Annotated in this window: 13 protein-coding genes and 5 pseudogenes; 5 read left to right on the top strand and 13 right to left on the bottom strand. The window is 68.5% G+C overall.

Going from position 1 to position 16697, the window contains the following annotated elements:
• Positions 1-45: 45 nt before the first annotated feature.
• The 3 genes from P3L51_RS04760 to P3L51_RS04770 all read right to left on the bottom strand — a co-directional run bounded on the left by P3L51_RS04760 (position 46) and on the right by P3L51_RS04770 (position 4324).
• Positions 46-441 (bottom strand): hypothetical protein, encoded by a 396-nt coding sequence (locus P3L51_RS04760; RefSeq protein WP_354603766.1) that lies wholly within the window; start codon positions 439-441, stop codon positions 46-48.
• Between the two features lie 302 nt (positions 442-743).
• On the bottom strand, positions 744-3593 hold the full coding sequence (locus P3L51_RS04765; RefSeq protein WP_354603830.1) for a TIR domain-containing protein: 2850 nt from the start codon (positions 3591-3593) through the stop codon (positions 744-746).
• A 14-nt stretch (positions 3594-3607) separates the two neighbouring features.
• Positions 3608-4324: a hypothetical protein gene (locus P3L51_RS04770; protein WP_354603767.1), complete on the bottom strand. Its 717-nt coding sequence runs from the start codon at positions 4322-4324 to the stop codon at positions 3608-3610.
• Positions 4325-4648: 324 nt separating this feature from the next.
• Here P3L51_RS04770 and P3L51_RS04775 point away from each other — a divergent pair, with 324 nt between their 5' ends.
• Both P3L51_RS04775 and P3L51_RS04780 read left to right on the top strand, forming a co-directional pair.
• Complete coding sequence (locus tag P3L51_RS04775; protein WP_354603768.1) at positions 4649-4789, top strand: hypothetical protein; 141 nt, start codon at positions 4649-4651, stop codon at positions 4787-4789.
• A 124-nt stretch (positions 4790-4913) separates the two neighbouring features.
• Positions 4914-5177 carry a LysE family transporter gene (locus P3L51_RS04780; protein ID WP_354603769.1) on the top strand — a complete coding sequence of 88 codons (264 nt, stop codon included), beginning with the start codon at positions 4914-4916 and terminating at the stop codon, positions 5175-5177.
• A 432-nt stretch (positions 5178-5609) separates the two neighbouring features.
• Here the strand turns inward: P3L51_RS04780 and P3L51_RS04785 are convergent.
• The 3 pseudogenes from P3L51_RS04785 to P3L51_RS04795 all read right to left on the bottom strand — a co-directional run.
• Positions 5610-5885: pseudogene (locus P3L51_RS04785) on the bottom strand (sugar phosphate nucleotidyltransferase); the annotation flags it as partial.
• A 427-nt stretch (positions 5886-6312) separates the two neighbouring features.
• Positions 6313-6945, bottom strand: a pseudogene (locus P3L51_RS04790) (transposase); the annotation flags it as partial.
• A pseudogene (locus P3L51_RS04795) lies at positions 6930-7108 on the bottom strand (IS5/IS1182 family transposase); the annotation flags it as partial. The pseudogenes P3L51_RS04795 and P3L51_RS04790, both read right to left, overlap by 16 nt.
• Positions 7109-7131: 23 nt before the next feature.
• Between P3L51_RS04795 and P3L51_RS04800 the strand changes: the two are divergent.
• A complete protein-coding gene (locus P3L51_RS04800; protein WP_354603770.1) occupies positions 7132-7488 on the top strand; it encodes a DUF1990 domain-containing protein in 357 nt (118 codons plus the stop codon).
• Positions 7489-7759: 271 nt separating this feature from the next.
• Positions 7760-7951, top strand: coding sequence for a DUF6381 family protein (locus tag P3L51_RS04805; protein WP_354603771.1), 192 nt, complete (start codon positions 7760-7762; stop codon positions 7949-7951).
• 50 nt (positions 7952-8001) lie between these two features.
• On the opposite strand, the pseudogene P3L51_RS04810 reads toward P3L51_RS04805, so the two are convergent.
• Both P3L51_RS04810 and P3L51_RS04815 read right to left on the bottom strand, forming a co-directional pair.
• Positions 8002-8798 (bottom strand): annotated as a pseudogene (locus P3L51_RS04810) (IS5 family transposase).
• Between the two features lie 192 nt (positions 8799-8990).
• Complete coding sequence (locus P3L51_RS04815; protein WP_354603772.1) at positions 8991-9395, bottom strand: type II toxin-antitoxin system PemK/MazF family toxin; 405 nt, start codon at positions 9393-9395, stop codon at positions 8991-8993.
• 105 nt (positions 9396-9500) lie between these two features.
• Between P3L51_RS04815 and P3L51_RS04820 the strand changes: the two are divergent.
• Positions 9501-10035, top strand: a pseudogene (locus P3L51_RS04820) (IS701 family transposase); the annotation flags it as partial.
• 477 nt (positions 10036-10512) lie between these two features.
• Here the strand turns inward: P3L51_RS04820 and P3L51_RS04825 are convergent.
• From P3L51_RS04825 to P3L51_RS04845, 5 genes are read right to left on the bottom strand one after another with little or no spacing between them, the layout of a single operon-like run.
• Entirely contained in the window at positions 10513-11946 is a 1434-nt protein-coding gene (locus tag P3L51_RS04825) for an MATE family efflux transporter (protein ID WP_354603773.1), read from the bottom strand.
• 4 nt (positions 11947-11950) lie between these two features.
• The gene (locus P3L51_RS04830; protein WP_354603774.1) at positions 11951-12979 is read right to left on the bottom strand and encodes a cysteine synthase family protein; all 1029 of its coding nucleotides are present in this window, start codon (positions 12977-12979) and stop codon (positions 11951-11953) included.
• 38 nt (positions 12980-13017) lie between these two features.
• Complete coding sequence (locus P3L51_RS04835; protein ID WP_354603775.1) at positions 13018-14388, bottom strand: alanine racemase; 1371 nt, start codon at positions 14386-14388, stop codon at positions 13018-13020.
• Entirely contained in the window at positions 14385-15374 is a 990-nt protein-coding gene (locus tag P3L51_RS04840) for an ornithine cyclodeaminase family protein (RefSeq protein ID WP_354603776.1), read from the bottom strand. The genes P3L51_RS04835 and P3L51_RS04840 overlap by 4 nt, the downstream gene beginning before the upstream one ends.
• A 44-nt stretch (positions 15375-15418) precedes the next feature.
• Positions 15419-16405: a TauD/TfdA family dioxygenase gene (locus P3L51_RS04845; RefSeq protein WP_354603777.1), complete on the bottom strand. Its 987-nt coding sequence runs from the start codon at positions 16403-16405 to the stop codon at positions 15419-15421.
• Positions 16406-16697: the final 292 nt, after the last annotated feature.

The following is a 16697-nucleotide window of genomic DNA, read 5'->3' on the forward strand; positions in this document are numbered from 1 at the left end:
AGCCCGAAGCCTGCCCGCCCGCTGCTCCCATTGCGAAGTACCCCGTCACGAGGTGATGCGGGGGACACCGGGTGTCAGCCGGTTGCCCTCACGGGTCCAGACGGTGGTCGCGTCACCGCTCGGGCAGCAGTGCGGGTCGTTTGGGCGGTACCACTTCTCGTGCACGATGATCTGTCCTGGAGCGAACTCCGCTCGTGCCAGTGCCGTGTGGTAGGCGGTGGATTTCTGTCGTGGGGTGATCGAGCCGAGGACGGCGAGGTTGTTCCCTGCACGCGCGTACACCACGTATCCGACGGCGATGTCCGCGTTCTGTGTGGCTCCGTTGTCGTTGCACCCGACGAAGACGACGGCTTCGTCGCGGCGGTCGCCGTCGGTGTCGCCGTAAAGGATGTTCTCCGTCCGCATGACGCGCACCGACCCCCATGTCCGTGAGGTGGCCATGGCTTCGCCTGTGGGGCCGAGTCGCACGAGGCCCGGCACGCCGCAGAACTCGCCCGGGACAGGGACATCTGCCCAGTTCAGGTTGTGCAGGTCCGCTGGCGCGGGACCGAGGACTGAGGAAGCGTCCTCACTCTCAGGCGGGAAGTCCGAGGCGGAGGAAGTCGGCTGCTGGGACGACTGCGTGATCGGGGGAGCGGGGTTCGGGGCATCGCACGCGCCGGTCATCAGAAGGATCGTCAGGAACGCGGTGAGCGGGATGGTGTGCTGTAAGCCGTTTGCCACTGTGTCCTCCGTCTCGTGCGTCAGGAGCAGGGTGGGTCGTAGGGCCGGTCCGGGAGGTACTGAGCCCACTGGTCGGGGGTGATTGGTAGGGACTCGGCGCACAATTTCTGTAGAATGCCGGTCCGGTCCACCGTCCACAGCCGCGTGCGTGCGCTGTCGCTGACCGCTAGCAGGCGCCCGTCCGGGCTGAAGCCCACGGTCGCGTAGGGGTACAGGCTGCCGTCGCTCAGTGCGGTCACTTCGACGGGACGGGCCGGGTTCCTGACGTCCCAGAGGCGGATGCGGCCGTCTACGCCGGCAGTGGCCGCGAGTTCTCCGCCGGGATGGAAAGCGAGCCCGGTGATGGCGCCGATGTGCCGGGTGGAAACCCCCTGGCGCACCGGACGTCCGGGACGCGATACGTCCCAGGTGCTGATCCTTCCCGTCTCGTCCCCGACGAGCAGGGTGCGGCCTCGCGGGCCGAATGCCAGGGCGCGGGTGCCCTTCGCCGTAGGGAGGTCGCCCGCAGGTCTGGGCGGGGTGTGCCTGGCGACCTGCCAGAGCCGTATGCCGCCCGTCTGGGTCGGTGCAGCCAGGAGCGTACCGTCCGGGCTGAAGGCGAGGTCCTGGCGTCCATTGCCCGGACTGTCGAATGCGCCGAGCAGGGCGGGCCGCGTCGCATCACCGACGTCCCACACTTGTGCCCGCTCGCCAGGGCTGCTCCGTGCTGCGGCCAACGGCAGGACGGGGTTGACGGCCAGACTCTTCGCTCCGACCTTACGGGCTGCCCCCCGGGTCAGCAGCCGTGGGTGAGTCGGGTTGGTCGTGTCCCATGCCTTCAGGGGCATACCAGAGAACAGGGTGCGCCCGTCGGTTCCGAAGACCGCGGCCTGGCCGCCAGGGTTGACCGTCTCCACAGTCGACAGGAGCCGAGGTGCACCTGTGCCATCTACCCGCCATAGGGTCGTGGGTTCGCCGCCAGCTGCCACGATGTGGCTGTCCGGACTGAACGCAGGCGGAAAGGCCCCCTCGGCTGGCAAGGTCGCGAACGTGGAGGTTCGCTCGCTTCCTGACACTGCCCACAACCGCACGGCACGGCCGCCTGTGCCGGCGTCGAGCAGCGTCTCGTGGGCGTCTGTCGAGGCCACGGTGTGCCCTTCCGGACTGAAGGCGAGCCCGCCCACCGCCGTCGTGTGGCCGCCTAACCGGGCGCCGGAGCGAGGGCGCAAGGGGTCGGAGACATCCCAGAGAGCGACGGTTCCGTCACTGTCTCCGGTGGCCAGGGTCCTTGCGTCGGGGGAAAAGGCCACCGAATAGATGCCAAACCTGCTCTGTGTGAACAAGTCTGCTCGGGCGACTGGGCGGGCCGGGTCTGCGACGTCCCACAGACCCACCCTGCTGTCCTCGCTGGCGATAGCGAGCAGCGTGCCGTAGGGGCTGAACACCGCGCGCTGCGGAGTTTCGGAGACGTCGACGGGTGGCGAGGCGACCGTGGCGGACGGGCGCAGTCTGGCAGAGCCGGATACGGTCCACAGTCGCAGGTGTCCCAAGTACGCTCCTCGCGCGTCTCGTTCCTCCGTAACGATCAGATCGCCACTCGGGCTTGCCGCTACTGGGTAATCGGGCAAGGAGCGCAGCGACCTCGGCTGAGCGGGATCCGAGACGTCAAGGATGGCGCCGGTTTTCCATGTCATGGCGACCAACTGCCCGCCTGAGGTGAAGACGAGGACGCGGACCTCCCTGCGGTCGCGCACCCCGGGCGTCTCCGCCAAGACCCTGGGCCGTCCGCTCTCCGTCACGTCCATCAGCCACACAGCGCCGTTCGCGCCGCCGAGGGCTAACTGTCTGCCGTCGGGACTGAAGGCGACAGCGGTCGCATGACGTTTCATGGACGTCGTGACGATCGGCTGTGTTCCGCGCTTGGGGTCGAACAACCTAAGGCTGTCGTCGGCTACGGCAAGTAGGCCCCGGCTGCTGTATGCGGCCGCCGCGCGCACCAATCCGCGGCCGTGGACAACCCGAGGCATCGCGTAGCTGTCGACGAGCGCGCCGACCGCCTCTGCTGTCGGCGCGAGCCGATACGCTTGCACTAACAACTGGCGTGCCAGATCCGGCTGGCTGTCCCTGATTGACGAGGCTTCGGCGACCAGTTGCCTGGACTGCGCTACCAGGGTCTGGGCACGGGCGGCGTTGCGCTGGGTATAGGCGGTGACTCCCCCCGCAGCGGCCAAGACAAACAGGACGGTGAGCGCTGCGATGGTGCTCTTCACCAGACGGCGGGTCTGACGGTGTCGGCGTACATGGTCGCCAATCAATTCGTCCTTGGACTTGCCTGTCAGGGGTACGACGAATTCCGCAACGCATTCGATCAGCCGAGGGTCGGCCGCACTGGCCTGCTCCGGACTGCGCAGCCAACGCAGGTCCACCCAACGGGGCTCCGCGTCGAATGCCCGCTCCATCTCCTGCTTCGGCAGGGCGTCGGTACGCGACCAGTCGAACCCCGCCCGTTCGGAGTCCCAGCACAATGTGCCGTCGGTCCAGCCGATGAGCATGGTGTCCGCAGACCGGTGAGTGAGCCACCAGCGGATCTCCCGCTGCACCCACGGGGACGCGGCTGCCAACGGGCTCGCCATCACCACGAGCCACCGCGACCGGGTCAGACCTTGCTCAATCTCCGTCCACAAATGGGGACTTGCCGCGAGATTGGTCTCGTCACGGAACAACTTCAGGCTTCTCGGCCGATACCAAGGACGATCGAAACCCTGCAACGCGTTCTGGAAGGCCTTCGCTACGTCCTTGTCCCAGGCGTGACTGTATGAGACGAACGCGTCGTATTCGCCTGACTCCCCGCGAGAACTGCCATCTGCACCACGCCTACGAATCCGCCTCATGCCCGTCGCCGAGCTCACCGCGAGGTCCGCCCGTTGCCGGCAGGCGGCGTGGTGCTCCCCTCAGTTCTGGCGTCGGGGCTGCGAGGGAGGGGCACGTGCCCGATGAGGGTCTCGGCTTCACGAACACCGGCGAGGCGCGCGAAGCCGATCGCGTAGGCGTGGATGTCGCGCTGCACCCGCTGCATTTCCGCCCGGCAGGCAGTGTTCTCCGACCATTCGGACTCAGGACCGTCGGGGTGGGTTTGCTCAAACGCCCTCAGCCGTGGGTGCCAGTGGGACAGAAACGGTCTCAGCTCGCGGTTCAGCATGGTGATCGCGAGGTACTCAACCGTCTGGCCTCCAGGTACCGGAGCGGAGGGTCGCGCTTCCTTCAGCGTCTCCCGCGTCGTGGCAAACAGCCCGTACATCGATGTGAGCGCTTCCCTGACGACTCCCTCATCACTAGCCAGGGACTGTGTCGATACACGGGTCACTGTTTCGACGAACATGCGCCAGGCGACCTGACGGGAGTCGTTGTTAACAGCGAATGTGAGCTCGCTCAACTGAGGGATGGTGACCTTCACCTCGGTGAGCTGGGCGAGGCGCCGGTACCACTGCAGGGCAAGGACGGTCACGGCACCCACGGCGCCGCCCGTAACGACGAACAGAATGCGACTGGTCACCTGAGTGAGGTTGAAGACGACCAGTCCCGTGAGTGCGCCAGCAGCGGCCGCCGCGACGAATCGGGCCACTGAGCCACCCACGCTCCGCCACCGGCGGCCCTGCCGTTCGCCAGGGCGCCCTAAGTGCACGCTCATCTGCTCGTCCCCCATGGTGCGTTCGGGCGCGTGACTGTCATTCACGCGCCGCCTGCCGGATTCTCCCCCGGGTGATGTGTGAAAAACATAGCGTTACCCCGGCGATCGACATAGACGGACTCTGTCGGCTGTCGCACACCAACATCCGTGTCTCGCTGCGGGCGGACGAGGTCTGGGTGCTCGAGCGCAACGAGCTGGTGGTCCGTCATCCGAGGCTCGCGGGCCGCTACGGATTCCAGCGACCTGCTGGATCACTACGTGGAGATCCTGCGGCACAAGCCCGGCGCCCTGGAGTACTCGACCGGACTGGCCTCGGTGGCTGGCACGTCGGAACGCAGCCTCATCCCCTTCTCCGGCGGCGTCTTGGTACTGGAGCGCCTCCAGGGCAGGTCTCTTTGAATCCCTAAGGGCTGTCCCGTAATGATCTTCAAGTCGAAGTAGACGCCGCGGTCTCCGCCCAGGCTGGAAGGGCGCCGCTGGGGAAGGGGTGGTTGAGGGTGTTCCCGTTGCCTATTCTGGTTGCGTGCAGTGGCATCAGGTACTCGGCTTCGTGGCCGCAGTCGCACCTCTCACGTTGATTCCCGGCACCAGCTTCACCCTTGTCACGCAGCAGGTGATCGCGGGTTCGCGGTCCGATGGCGTGCTCGTCTCGTTCGGCTCGGCGTGTGGGCTCCTGGTGCATGCAGCGTTCGCTGCGGTTGGCTTGTCGGCCCTTGTCATGTCGTCGGCGCAGGCGTTGACGGTGGCGAAGATCCTGGGCGGGATCTTCTCATCTGGTTGGGCGTGACCACGTGGCGTTCAGCACGTCGAGGCATCGATGCAACGAGGCGGGTGCGATGGCGCTCGCCCTGGACTCGGCTTGGGGGCTTCGGACAAGGTCTGTGGTCCAACGTCCTCAACCCGAAGGCGGCGTCGGTCCATCTCACCCTCGTTCCGCAGTTCCTCACGTCCAGCCGTCCCATCGCGCCGCAGATCGCCACGCTTGCGGTCGCGCACGTGATCGTCGTCCTCGTCTGACTGCTGTTCTGGACGTCGGTGGTGGCCGCCACGCGTTCGGCAATCGACACGCCCCGGTTCCGGCGTGGAATGAGTCGTCTGGCGGGAGTTGTGCGGGTCAGCTTGGGGATTCGAACCGCAACAGTGAGGTGAGCCCCTGCACCCGTTGGTTGTCCCGGAGGCGCCGGTCACGGGTAGATGATCTTCGTGTGGCTGGTGTGGTCACGGCGTCCGCATAGGCGGTCTTACCGTCGGCGCGCAGCTGCTCGACCAAGGCGGGATTGGGCCGGAAGTGGTCCTGGATCAGGGACTTGCCACCAGAAACCACGATGGTGATGTCCGTGATGCCGGACGCCACCAGTTCACGCACCGTGTGCTCGATGACCGGCTTGTCGCCGACCGGCAGCATTTCCTTCGGAATGGCCTTGGTCAGGGGCAGGAGGCGGGAGCCGAGTCCGGCGGCGGGGATCACAGCCCTGCGGATGGTCGGGGGCGTCAGGCCTCTCTCGATCGAGAGAAACACCGCACCGGCCAGCGCGGCGTGCCTTTTGACGCTACCAACTCGCCCCGACCAATAACCGTTCCGTGCGCCACTGCCTGGCACGACACGCCGACGGGCAGAACAGAGCGTCAGGCCGTGCGTCCCTGGCGTCAGCCGTTCGCAACCAGCCCGACGGTTTCTCCCCGACCTGCCCGGGGGTCCTTGGACACCCGCCAGCGTAGGGGCTGGGCTACTCAGAAGCCGGGGATGAGAAACAGCTTCTGAGCTTGTTTTCAACCAGTTCGTCGGGGTTTGGTGCCGACCTTGTGGTGTGCCGGTCGTTGGTATGCCTCGCTGCCGGTGAGGACTCGTCCCACGTCGTGGCGGGTTGCGGGTCGCCGGTTCTTCGAGCCCGGCGTCCAGGGCCGGGTGTGGTGGGTTTCGGTGCGCCGGCCTTGCCGTAGAGGCGGGTGTCGGTGACGGTGGCGGCCTGTTCCTCGCCCCAGGTGGCTGGGTCGCCGAAGACGAACTCCCCGCCGTGCTTGGGCATCCGGCCGCCCCTCGGGTGGGCCAGGAAGAAGTCCTCCCGCGAGGGTGCCGGGCGCCGCATCACCCGGTCCGACCGGGTCCGGCCCAGGATCTCGACCGGCAGGCCGGACAGCAGGTGGGCGATGCGCGGGGCGTCATATCCGGCGTCCAGCACGATCAGGATGTCCGGATTACCCTGGGCCCACTGGCCTGCCGCGACGAGCCGTTCGATCACCTCGCGCACCTGGCGGGCGGTGACCGTCGCCAGGTCGGCGCCAGAGGTCAGACGGACCGCGTCCAGGAACGCGGTCCAGGAGGTGCGGCCGGTCTCCAGGGCGACGACGACCGAGTACGGCCAGCCAGGCATCATCTGATGCTTGGCGTTGCCGCGGCCGTAGGTGTGGCAGAACGAGCAGTCCGGCACCGTGCCGGCGTCCGGCCGCAGCCACGGAGAGACGTCCACCGCCAGGACCAGCCGGCCATCGGCCGCCCGCGGCAGCGGCACCCCGGCCAGGGCCCGCCGGAGCCGGGCCACATCTGGAATGCGGCCTGGTACACGATGGCGAACTTGTCAGTTCGCATGGCCAGGCCGCGCCACTGCTTGAGCCGATTGATACAGCGTTCGACCGCGTTTGCGCTGCTTGTACACTCCGGCATCGAACGCGGGCGGCCGGCCACCGGCACGGCCCCCGCCGCAGGCGGTGACCGAGCTGCCGAGGCGCTCTTCACATGGAAGATGCACCGGGCCACACCATTCATCCGTGTCCCTGCCGACACTCCGCGCGCCGCGCCGGGAGTACAAGTGCTACTGCGGGCAGGGCCGCTCACGGCACCATGCGAGGTTGTGTGGACCGTCAACGAGACACACCGGACCGGGTTCGCCTACGGAACACTCACCGGACACCCCGAGTGCGGCGAAGAGGCGTTCGTTCTGGAACGCCGACCGGACAACACCACCGACTTCGTCATCACCGCCATCAGCCAATCCTCGGCTTGGTACGCGGCGGCGCTAGGACCCTGCGGACGCCTGCTCCAGCGGGCCGTGGCGCTCCGATACGCCAAGAGCCTGAAGAATTTGGCCGGAACCAGGTGAAGCCGCTGCCGGGGCAGTAGGCCGCCCTTGGAGAAGGTGCGGGGCTCCCAGCCCTTCCAGCCGGAATCAGCGCCGTCGGGTTTCGGCGGCGCCTGCGGTGTGTCGGTCAGGACCGGCGGCGCGGTCGACGTAGGCAAGCGCGATGCCGGTGGCCGTTGAGCGCCAGTCGCCTATGGAGATGGGACCTGGCGGCGCTGCCCGGGTGGCGCACGGTCGGCGAGCCTGTTTCACTGGGATTGACGCCTCTAGGTGCATGGATCGAGGCTCGATCATGAATGAGACAGGCCCATTGCGACGCCGCCTCCATCAAATGCGTGAAGAAGCCGCCGCGACACAGGCGAGAGCCGAGCGAACCGGCGATCCTGAAGAGCGCGGGCGGCTCGAGCGGAAAGCCCAGCAGCTGGAGTTCGACAGCGAACAGGAGAGCATGATGGCCGCCGGGGACATCTACCCCGCAGAGTAAACGGGGTACGGCAGCAACTAGCTGGTCCGGCCAGGAGTTGTCTTCAAGTGTCACGCCCACATCAGGAGTGAGGCGAGGGTGGCGGCTGCTTGGTAGGACTCGGCGGTTTTTGTCGTATCGGGTCGCGATGCCGTGCCATTGCTTCAAGCGGTTGAAGCAGCGTTCGACCGCGTTGCGCCGTTTGTAGAGCTGTTTGTCGAAGGCCGGCGGGCGCCCGCCGAGGCTGCCCCGCCGGAGGCGGTTGCCGGTCTGATCGGCCCGTTCGGGGATGGTGTGGGCGATGCCCCGCCGCCGCAGCCAGGTCCGGATCTGGAGCTGTAGCCCTTGTCGCCCAGGACGTGACCGGGCCGGACGCGGGGCCGTCCCGGGCCGATGCGGGGCAACCATATTGCCTCCAAGACGGCGGTGAACTGGGTGCAGTCGTTGGTGTTCCCGCCGGTGAGGGTGAAGGCAAGCGGCCGGCCGGTACCGTCACAGGCCAGATGGATCTTGCTGATCAGGCCACCTCGGGAGCGTCCGGGCGCCGTGTTCCGGAGCCCTCTTTTCGGGCCCCGGCGGCGTGCTGGTGGGCGCGGACGACGGTGGAGTCGGCCGACACCAACCAGTCGATGTCCCCGGCCGCGTCCGCCCGCGCATGGGCGGCCCGGAGCATCCGCTCGAACGTGCCGTCCAGAGCCCACCGGCGGAAGCGGGTATGCAGCGTGGCCCACGGGCCGTACCGCTCGGGCACGTCCCGCCAGGCCGTCCCGGTACGGAACTTCCACACGACCCGTCGAGCACCGTGCGGTCGTCCAGCCGCTTCCGCCCCCGCAACGACTCGGGCAGCAGCAGCCGGACGAACTCTCACTCGACATCCGACAGTTCATGACGACGTATGACCCGACCATGATCCACCACACGAGATCATTTGAAGACACCGACTAGTACTGCAGTCGTAGATCGTGATCTCGATGGTGAGGGTGCCGAGGCGGCAGGTGGCCGGCGTGGATCATCTCGCCCGAGATCGCCCACGCCGTGGCGGGCATCGGCTTCTTCTCGTCTACCCGAGTTCACCGAGACTGGGGGCGTCCCTTATCTCGCTGAGCTTCGCGGTCGTTTCCGGGGTCCGATCCTGCGCTTGTTCAGCGAGTCGGAGGGCGTCGTCAATCTCGCCGAGCTTCAGGGAGGACAGGACAGCCTCCCGCTCTATCAGGTCGTCCCGGGACACAGTGGTCAGCCACGTGCACGGGGTGAAGCCTGGACGCGGGAACGCGAGCCGCAGCGCGCCTTCGAACGGCAGTCCTTCACCGGCGCCCACCATCACTTCGATGCCCAGACCGCTGATGTCGACGCCCGCCGGAGCGACGACCTGCATCACCTGGATCCCGGACGTGTTCTCTCCCGACAGCAGTACGACCAACCTGCGCTCGTCGAACTGAACCCACCAGACTTCGCCACGTTGCACAAGTCCTCCAGATACTGGACGGCAGGCAGACGCTGCGCGACCCTGACGCGCTGTGGAGACGGGTGCGACCACCTTTGATCATCGGCGTGCGAAGACAATCACGCGGTGGCCGCAGGTAACAGCGTAGACCCTGCCCGCTGGCAGGAAGAGTTCGAGGGCCTGACGAGCCGGATAGCGGGACGGTTCACACAGGTGGAATCCCGACGGCGGGACCGAAAGTTGGTACTCGGCCTGCTGTCGGACCTGCCGCGCAAGAACTGCTGGACCATCGCCGAGTGGGCCGGGGACAGGACACCCCGGCGGCATGCAGCACCTGCTCGGACGGGCCAAATGGGACGCCGACCAGGTCCGCGACGACGCGCGCGCCCACGTGGTCGAGCATTTGCACGACGCCGAGGCAGTCCTGGTTGTCGACGAGACCGGCGACGTGAAGAAGGGCACCGACACTGTCGGTGCCCAGCGGCAGTACACCGGCACCGCGGGCAGGATCGAGAACGCCCAGGTCGCCGTCCATCCGGTCGACGCCGGGCGCCGCGGGCACACCGCGGTGGACCGGGAACTGTACGTTCCGCGTTGCTGGACCTCCGACCCCGACCGCCGCCGGGCAGCCGGCCTCGGTGACAACGCGGAGTTCGCGACCTAGCCGGAGCTGGCCACTCGCATGGTCACCCCCGCGCCGACGTCCCTGACGGCCACCCACCCCTCACCGTCCATGCGGCAGACTGCCGTGATCTGCTGGGGCCGCGCCAATCACCGGGATCCGTCCCTGGCACGCATCTTCGCCAAGGGCCCCAACACCAGCGTCCGCCACAACCTGGCCCACGCCCTCGCCCAACTCTCTCCGGACGAACGCCTCGAGTACCAAGCCATCACCGAGCGGCTCCGCACCGACAACAGCGCACGCGTCCGCGTCGTCGGCACCTGGGAGTGTCACCTCGATCCATGCGTCGCGTACATGGTGCGACGTATCAGAGCAGCTCAGGAACATTCCGATCACTCCCAGACTCGGTAAAACGGACGAAGCGCACCGCACCTCCGGCCAGATCGGAAAGCCCTGGGCGTACGGGGCCGGGAGCGGATCCGGAGACAGGGGGCTGAGACTCGCGGGGTGGGGGTGTCAGGCCGTCACGGGGAGCGCGGCGGCTTCCCGCCGGTCGAGGGAGCGGGTGTAGCGGCGAAGGAGGAGGACCGCCGTGGTGGCCAGGCCGGTGAGGAGGCCGAGCCAGATGCCGAGGGTGTCGAGTCCGAGGGCGCCGGCCAGGAGCCAGGAGGCGGGCAGTCCGACGGCCCAGTAGCCGATGAGGGTGATGCGGAAGCCGCTGCCGGTGTCGTCGAGACCGCGCAGCAGTCCGACTCCGATGTTCTGCGCGCAGTCGAAGAACTGGAGGAAGGCGGCGACGACGAGGAACTGGGTGGCGATGCCCATGGCCCGGTCGGAGCCGGTGTCGAGGAACGGGGCGAGGACCAGGCGGGGGATGGCCGCGTAGAGGACACCGACGACGGTCATCACGGCGGCGGCGCAGGCCAGCGCGGTGTTCTTGATGCGGCGGGCGGCTTGGAGGTCGCCGAGGGCGAGTTCGCGGCTGACGTTGATGGACGCGGCGTGGGAGAGACCGACGGCGACCTGGAAAACGATGTAGACGAGCTGGTTCACGGCGGTGTGCGCGGCCAGGGCGTCGGGCCCGAAAGAGCCCGCCATGAGGGCGGTGATCGAGAAGAAGCCCGCCTCGGAGCCGTAGGTCGCGGCGATCGGTATGCCGAGACCGACCAGGCGCTTGATGACTTCGGGGTCGGCCTTGGTGATGTTCAGGGAGAGCAGCGGCGCGAGTTCGCTGTCCTTCTTCGCCGAGAGGTAGAGGGCTACGAAGGTCAGGAGATAGACGGTGGAGGTGGCGGCGCCGACACCGATCAGACCGAGCTGCGGCAGGCCGAAGGTGCCATGGATGAGGACCCAGTTCAGGCCGGCGTTGACGGCGACCGAGGCGATGGTGATCCGCAGGAGGGCCTGTGGGCGGCGCATGCCCACGGTGAACTGCCTCAGGGCCTGGAACCACAGGCAGGGCAGCAGTCCGGGGGCGAGGGCGTAGAGCATGGTCTGGGCGAGATCGACGACGGCCGGGGCCTGACCGAGCCAGGGCAGTGCCCGGCCGATGAGGATCATCAGGACGGCGCCGACGATGCCTGCGAGGGTGGCCACGGCGAGGCTGGCCCTGACGATCGCCCGTACGTCGTCGTGTCCCGCCGGCTCTCGGGCGGCCGTTGCCGGGCCGGCGGTGTCCTTGGCTGTCCGCTGCTGTTCGTGTCGCTGCTCGGCGCGGGCGGCCGCGGCGGCTGTCTGGTTGCCGACGGATGTCACGAGACCGACACCCATGGTGCGCAGCTGGTTGAAGATGACGATCGCCAGGCCGCCGGCGGCGAGTTCGGTGGTTCCGAGCAGGCCCATCATCACCGTGTCGGTGGTCGTCAGGGCGACCTGTGCGAGCTGGGTGAGGATCAGGGGTACGGCAAGGACGCCGAGGGCGCGGCTGTCGCGCGGCAGAGTGGACGGCATGGGCTTATCGGTTCCCGCGGAGTTTGGTGAGCAGTTCGTCGAGCTCGTGCTCGGCCTCGGGGCTGAGCAGGGCGCGTTCGCGCATCCAGTCGTCGTCGAAGACGGTGTCCAGGTACTTTTCGCCACCGTCGTTGATGAGTGCGACCATAGTGCTGCCCGGCGGCAGGGTGGACAGTCGGGTCAGGGCTTCGTGTACGACGCCGCCGGCGGAGCCGCCGATGAGCAGTCCGGTGCGGGCGACGGCGCGGCAGGTGGCGAAGGCTTCGATGTCGCCGACCTTGACTCCTTCGTCGAGGAGGCCGAAGTCGACCAGGGCGCCGAGTTCGGCGCCTTCGGGGGTGCCGGTGCCGGATTGGTAGTAGTCGTGGGCCGGGCCGCCGAAGGCGATGGAACCCTTGGGCTCGACGCCTATGACGGTGAACCCGCCGGTGAGTCTGTGCAGTTCGCGGGCGGTGCCGAACAGGGCGCCGCCGGTGCCGACGGCGGCGATGAGGACGTCGAGGTTCCCGTCGAGGGCGTCGACGAGTTCGTGGGCGACAGGGAAGTAACCGACACCGTTGGCGGGGTTGTTGTGCTGCTCGGTGAAGACGGTGTTGTCCTGGCCGCGGGCCATGCGTTCGGCGAGGTCCTCGCGGGCGGCGGTGGCGAGTTCCTCGGTGCCGTCGTCCGCGACGTGGACGAGTTCGGTGCCGAGCGCTTTCATACCGCGGAGTTTGTCGGCGCAGGCGTGGTTGTCGACAACCGCGGTGAAGGTGTAGCCGCGCTCGGCGGCGACGACGGCGAGACCGAGGCCGGTGTTGCCCGAGGTGGACTCGATGATCCGGCCGCCGGGTCGCAGTTCACCCGCTGTTTCGGCCGCGTCGATCATGGCGCGGGCCATGCGGATCTTCGCGGTGCCGGTGGGGTTGTACATCTCCAGCTTGAGCAGGAGACGGCTGCCGGTCTCGGTGACGGCCAGTTCGAGCAGCGGGGTGTGGCCGATGAGGTCGGATACGCGGGTGACCACGGCGGGCCGCTGAAGGCTTCCGGGCATCGTTGACTCCAGAGTCGGGGGGCGTGGAGGTGTGCGCATCAGCTGAAGTGACGGTCCAGGCGCCAGCGCGGCCGGTCGCTGTCCGTGCGGTCGATGACGACCTTGAGCGGGATGGCCAGGTCGTGGAAGGGGGATTCGTTGGAGTCCATCTGGTAGCCCGCGGTGTTGGGGTAGACGAGGAGGTCGCCGGTACGGGGCGGGCGGGGGAAGCCGATCTTGCGCCAGGTGAGCATGTCCGCCTCCAGGCAGGTGGCGGCGCCCACGCTCGCCGGGTACAGGCCCTCCGGGGAATGCGGGTCACGGGAGACGAGGTGCGGGTCGGGCAGGTATTCGCTGTTGAACCACTGTTCCGACAGGCTCAGGCTGGTGCCGTCCACCGTGATCAGCTGATAGCCGTCGCGGTCCTTGACTCCCTGGACGGTGAAGACGCTCGCACCGGCCCGGTCGAGCAGGGCGCGGCCGGGCTCCAGGAGCAGGGTGACGCCCGCGCCCTTGAGGATGTCGGCGAGGGCGCGGGCGCGCCCCGCGGGCCGGGCGGCGAGGAGCGCGGTCAGGGCCCGGGCACCGGGCTTGTCGCAGTGGTACGGGTAGAAGCCGGACGCCTGGAAGGACTTGCCCGCGTGGAAGTGGCTCCCGTCGTGCCGTTCCAGGTAGGTGCGCCAGCTGTCGGCGTCGGTGTAGCTGATCGGCAGGCCGCCGCCGATGCTGATCCGGCCGGCGTCCATGCCTTGGGCGCGGGCTTTGAGACACAGGTCCGTCAGGTGGGCGGCGAGGTCGGCGCGGGGCTGGATCGCGTAACCGGAGAGATGGAAGCTGAAGCCTTCCATCCGTACGGCGTCACCGGCCTCGGCGCACCGGGTGAGTGCGGTGACGAGTTCGGCGTCGTTCATGCCGAAGCGGCTGTGCGGCTGCGCCGGGGGCAGGACGCGCAGCAGGATACGGGCCGGGCGGACCGGCCCGCGCGCAACTGAGCTGATGAGGGCGTCGAGTTCGGCGGGCGAGTCGACGGCGATGAGTACGCCGTGCCGCGCGGCCAGTTCCAGCAGGCCGGGGTTCTTCGCCGGGCCCGTCAGGACGAGCTGTTCGCCGCGTACGCCGTGGCCGAGCGCTTCACGCAGCTCGGCCATGGAGGCGACATCCACACCGGCTCCGGCGGCTGCCGCGCGTTCGACGAACACAGCCGCCTTGTTGGCCTTCTTCGCGAAGTACACGAAGCCGTCGACGCCGGCTTCGGCCAGGGCGCGGCACATCTCGGCCAGGTTGGCGTCGAAGGCGTCGGGGAGCAGGAAGTGGAACGGGCCGCCGAAGGCGTAGGCGAGTTCCGGCAGCAGTCCGCTCGCCAGGACCGCGTCGGTCGCCGGGTCGGGAAGTACGGGCACGGTGGGCCAGTCGGTGGTGGCGGCGGTCATTTCCACAGGGCCACCTCGGTGCCCAGGTTCCGGGCGAGGGCGAGTTGGGCGAATCGGTGGCCGAGGGCGATGTCGGTGACGACCAGGCCGCTGTTGTAGGCGAATATCCGTTCCTGCGCGTGATTGCGGCCCGCGGTCAGGCCTGCGATGACGGGCGGGAACTCGGCGTCCACGGCGGGGAGTTCACCCTCGGCGTCGGCCATGTCGGTGCCGGTGACGTTCATCTGTGCCTCGCTGGTGGCGATGACGCGGTCGGCCCGGTGCAGGGTGGAGGGGGCGAGTCCGTGGCCGACGAGGATCGACAGCGCACCCGGTTCGAGCCAGCTCGACTCGACGGCGGCGGGGGTGTGGGGGCCGGCGGTGGCGACGATGACGTCCGCGTCGCAGGCCGCGGCCCGTACGTCGGTGACGAACTCCACCTCCCGGTCGGGGAAGTGGGCGCGCAACTGGTCGCGGACGGCCGCGATGCCCTCGGAGTGGGTGCCGAAGACCATCAGGCGTTCGAGGCCGGGCAGGGTGGTGAGCAGGAACGGCAGGGCGAGGCGGCCCTGGGTGCCGGTGCCGATCACCAGGGCGCTTCGGGCGCCGGGGCGCGCGCACTCGCGGGCGATGAGGGCGGAGACGGCGGGTGTGCGCAGGGAGCCGATGCGGGAGCAGTCCATCATCGCCACGGGCAGACCCGTGATGTCGTCGTAGATCGTCAGGGCCGTGTAGTAGTGCTGCTCGTCACGGGACTTGCCGAGGCCGTGCTTGTAGCTGGTCTTGATGGCGACGACGTCGCGGGTGCCGTCGCGGCCGAGCATGGCGTAGGAGACCGAGTGTCCGTCCTGCGGCTTGACGGTCAGTTTCCGGGGATTGTCGGACCGGCCGGCGTGCAGGGTGCGGTAGGCGCCTTCCACGGTGTCCACGACATCGGCCAGGGAGATGTCGATACCGGCGAGGTCGCTGGTGCTCAGGACGCGCAGGGTGCCGTCGTGGGAGGTCATGGGGGTGTCCCTTCGGAAAGCGGGGTCGGCGGCGGCGAGTCCGTTCAGGGCGCGAATGCTTCGAGGGCGGCCTGTCCGTAGCCGTGCTCGGCGGCCTCGGACGCGGGGCGGCTGCGGCGTCCGGGCACCCGGACGGAGGCGCGCTTGAGCCAGCGGTCGGTGCCGTCGTATCGGGCGGTGAAGGGCACGCGGCCGTGCACGACCGTGTCGTTGTCGACCACGAGTACGTCGCCGGGCTCCAGGCTCACCGCGACGGAGACGCGGGCGAGTTCGTCCTCCAGCCGTCCGTAGGCTGCCCGCCAGGACTCCGCGGCTTCCGCCAGCGGGGTGTACGCGGGGTCGAAGCGCAGGCTCAGGCCGTCCTCACCGGCGTGGAGCGTCGACACCGGCGCGGGCCTGCCGCCATACCGCTGGGCGTCCTCATAGGCGTCGTCGGGGAGGATCGGGGCGACCGGCCGGGCCAGTTCCGCGAGGTCGTCCTCGGAGAGCCGCGTGCGGCGGACGCTGGCCGCGGTGGTGGCGACGCGGTCGGGGTTGCGCATGCAGCACAGCAGCAACAAGTGGGCACGGCCCGGGTGGAAGGCGTCCTCGGTGTGGGGGGTCAGCAGCACGCTGCTGGAGGCGCCGATCTGCACCGTCTCCTGTCCGGGCGAGGGAATGATGTTGTGGACGAAGCGGCCGTCCTGCTGGCCGTCCCACGCGATGGGTGTGCCCATCAGCGTGGAGACCAGCAACAGGACGACGTCCCACAGAGCGCCGGCCGGGCCGACGGTGGACCAGTGGCCGGGGGTGGGGCCGAGTTCGGTGTCCTCGATGTGCAGTCCGCGCAGCACGAACAGGCCGTCGGCGGTCTCCACCGGGCGCAGCGCCTCGTGCAGTCCTGGGCTCAGCCGGCGACAGGCGGGCGCGAGGTCTGCGAGCAGGGCGGCGCTGGTGGCCGATGCGTGGATGTCGAGCAGTTCGGCCGCGATGGTGGTGAGTTCGGTGACGTGGTCGGCGTCGAGCCGGCGTACCGGGGCTGCGGTGGGCACGGAGGCACCTTCCGTTGCGTGGGCAGGTGGGAGTGCGGGCGCACGGTGATGGCGCGGCCCGGCGAAGGCGTGGGTTCGGGGGAAACCGAGAAGTGGTCCGGTCCGGCGCGGGTCCGGCAGCCGGACATCGAGGAAGCTAACAACGACGCGGGGGTAAGGCAAGCCTTACCGACCAGACGGTCTACAATTGTGTCGTCAGTCACTCCGTCGAGGCATACACGATGCCTCGAAATCCCAACTGCTCAGCCTGGTACGGGAATTGACGGCTCATTGGAGTCCGGTCGGCCGCGCT

The sequence above is a fragment of the Streptomyces panacea genome (assembly GCF_040560175.1).
GTDB classification, from domain to species: domain Bacteria; phylum Actinomycetota; class Actinomycetes; order Streptomycetales; family Streptomycetaceae; genus Streptomyces; species Streptomyces panacea.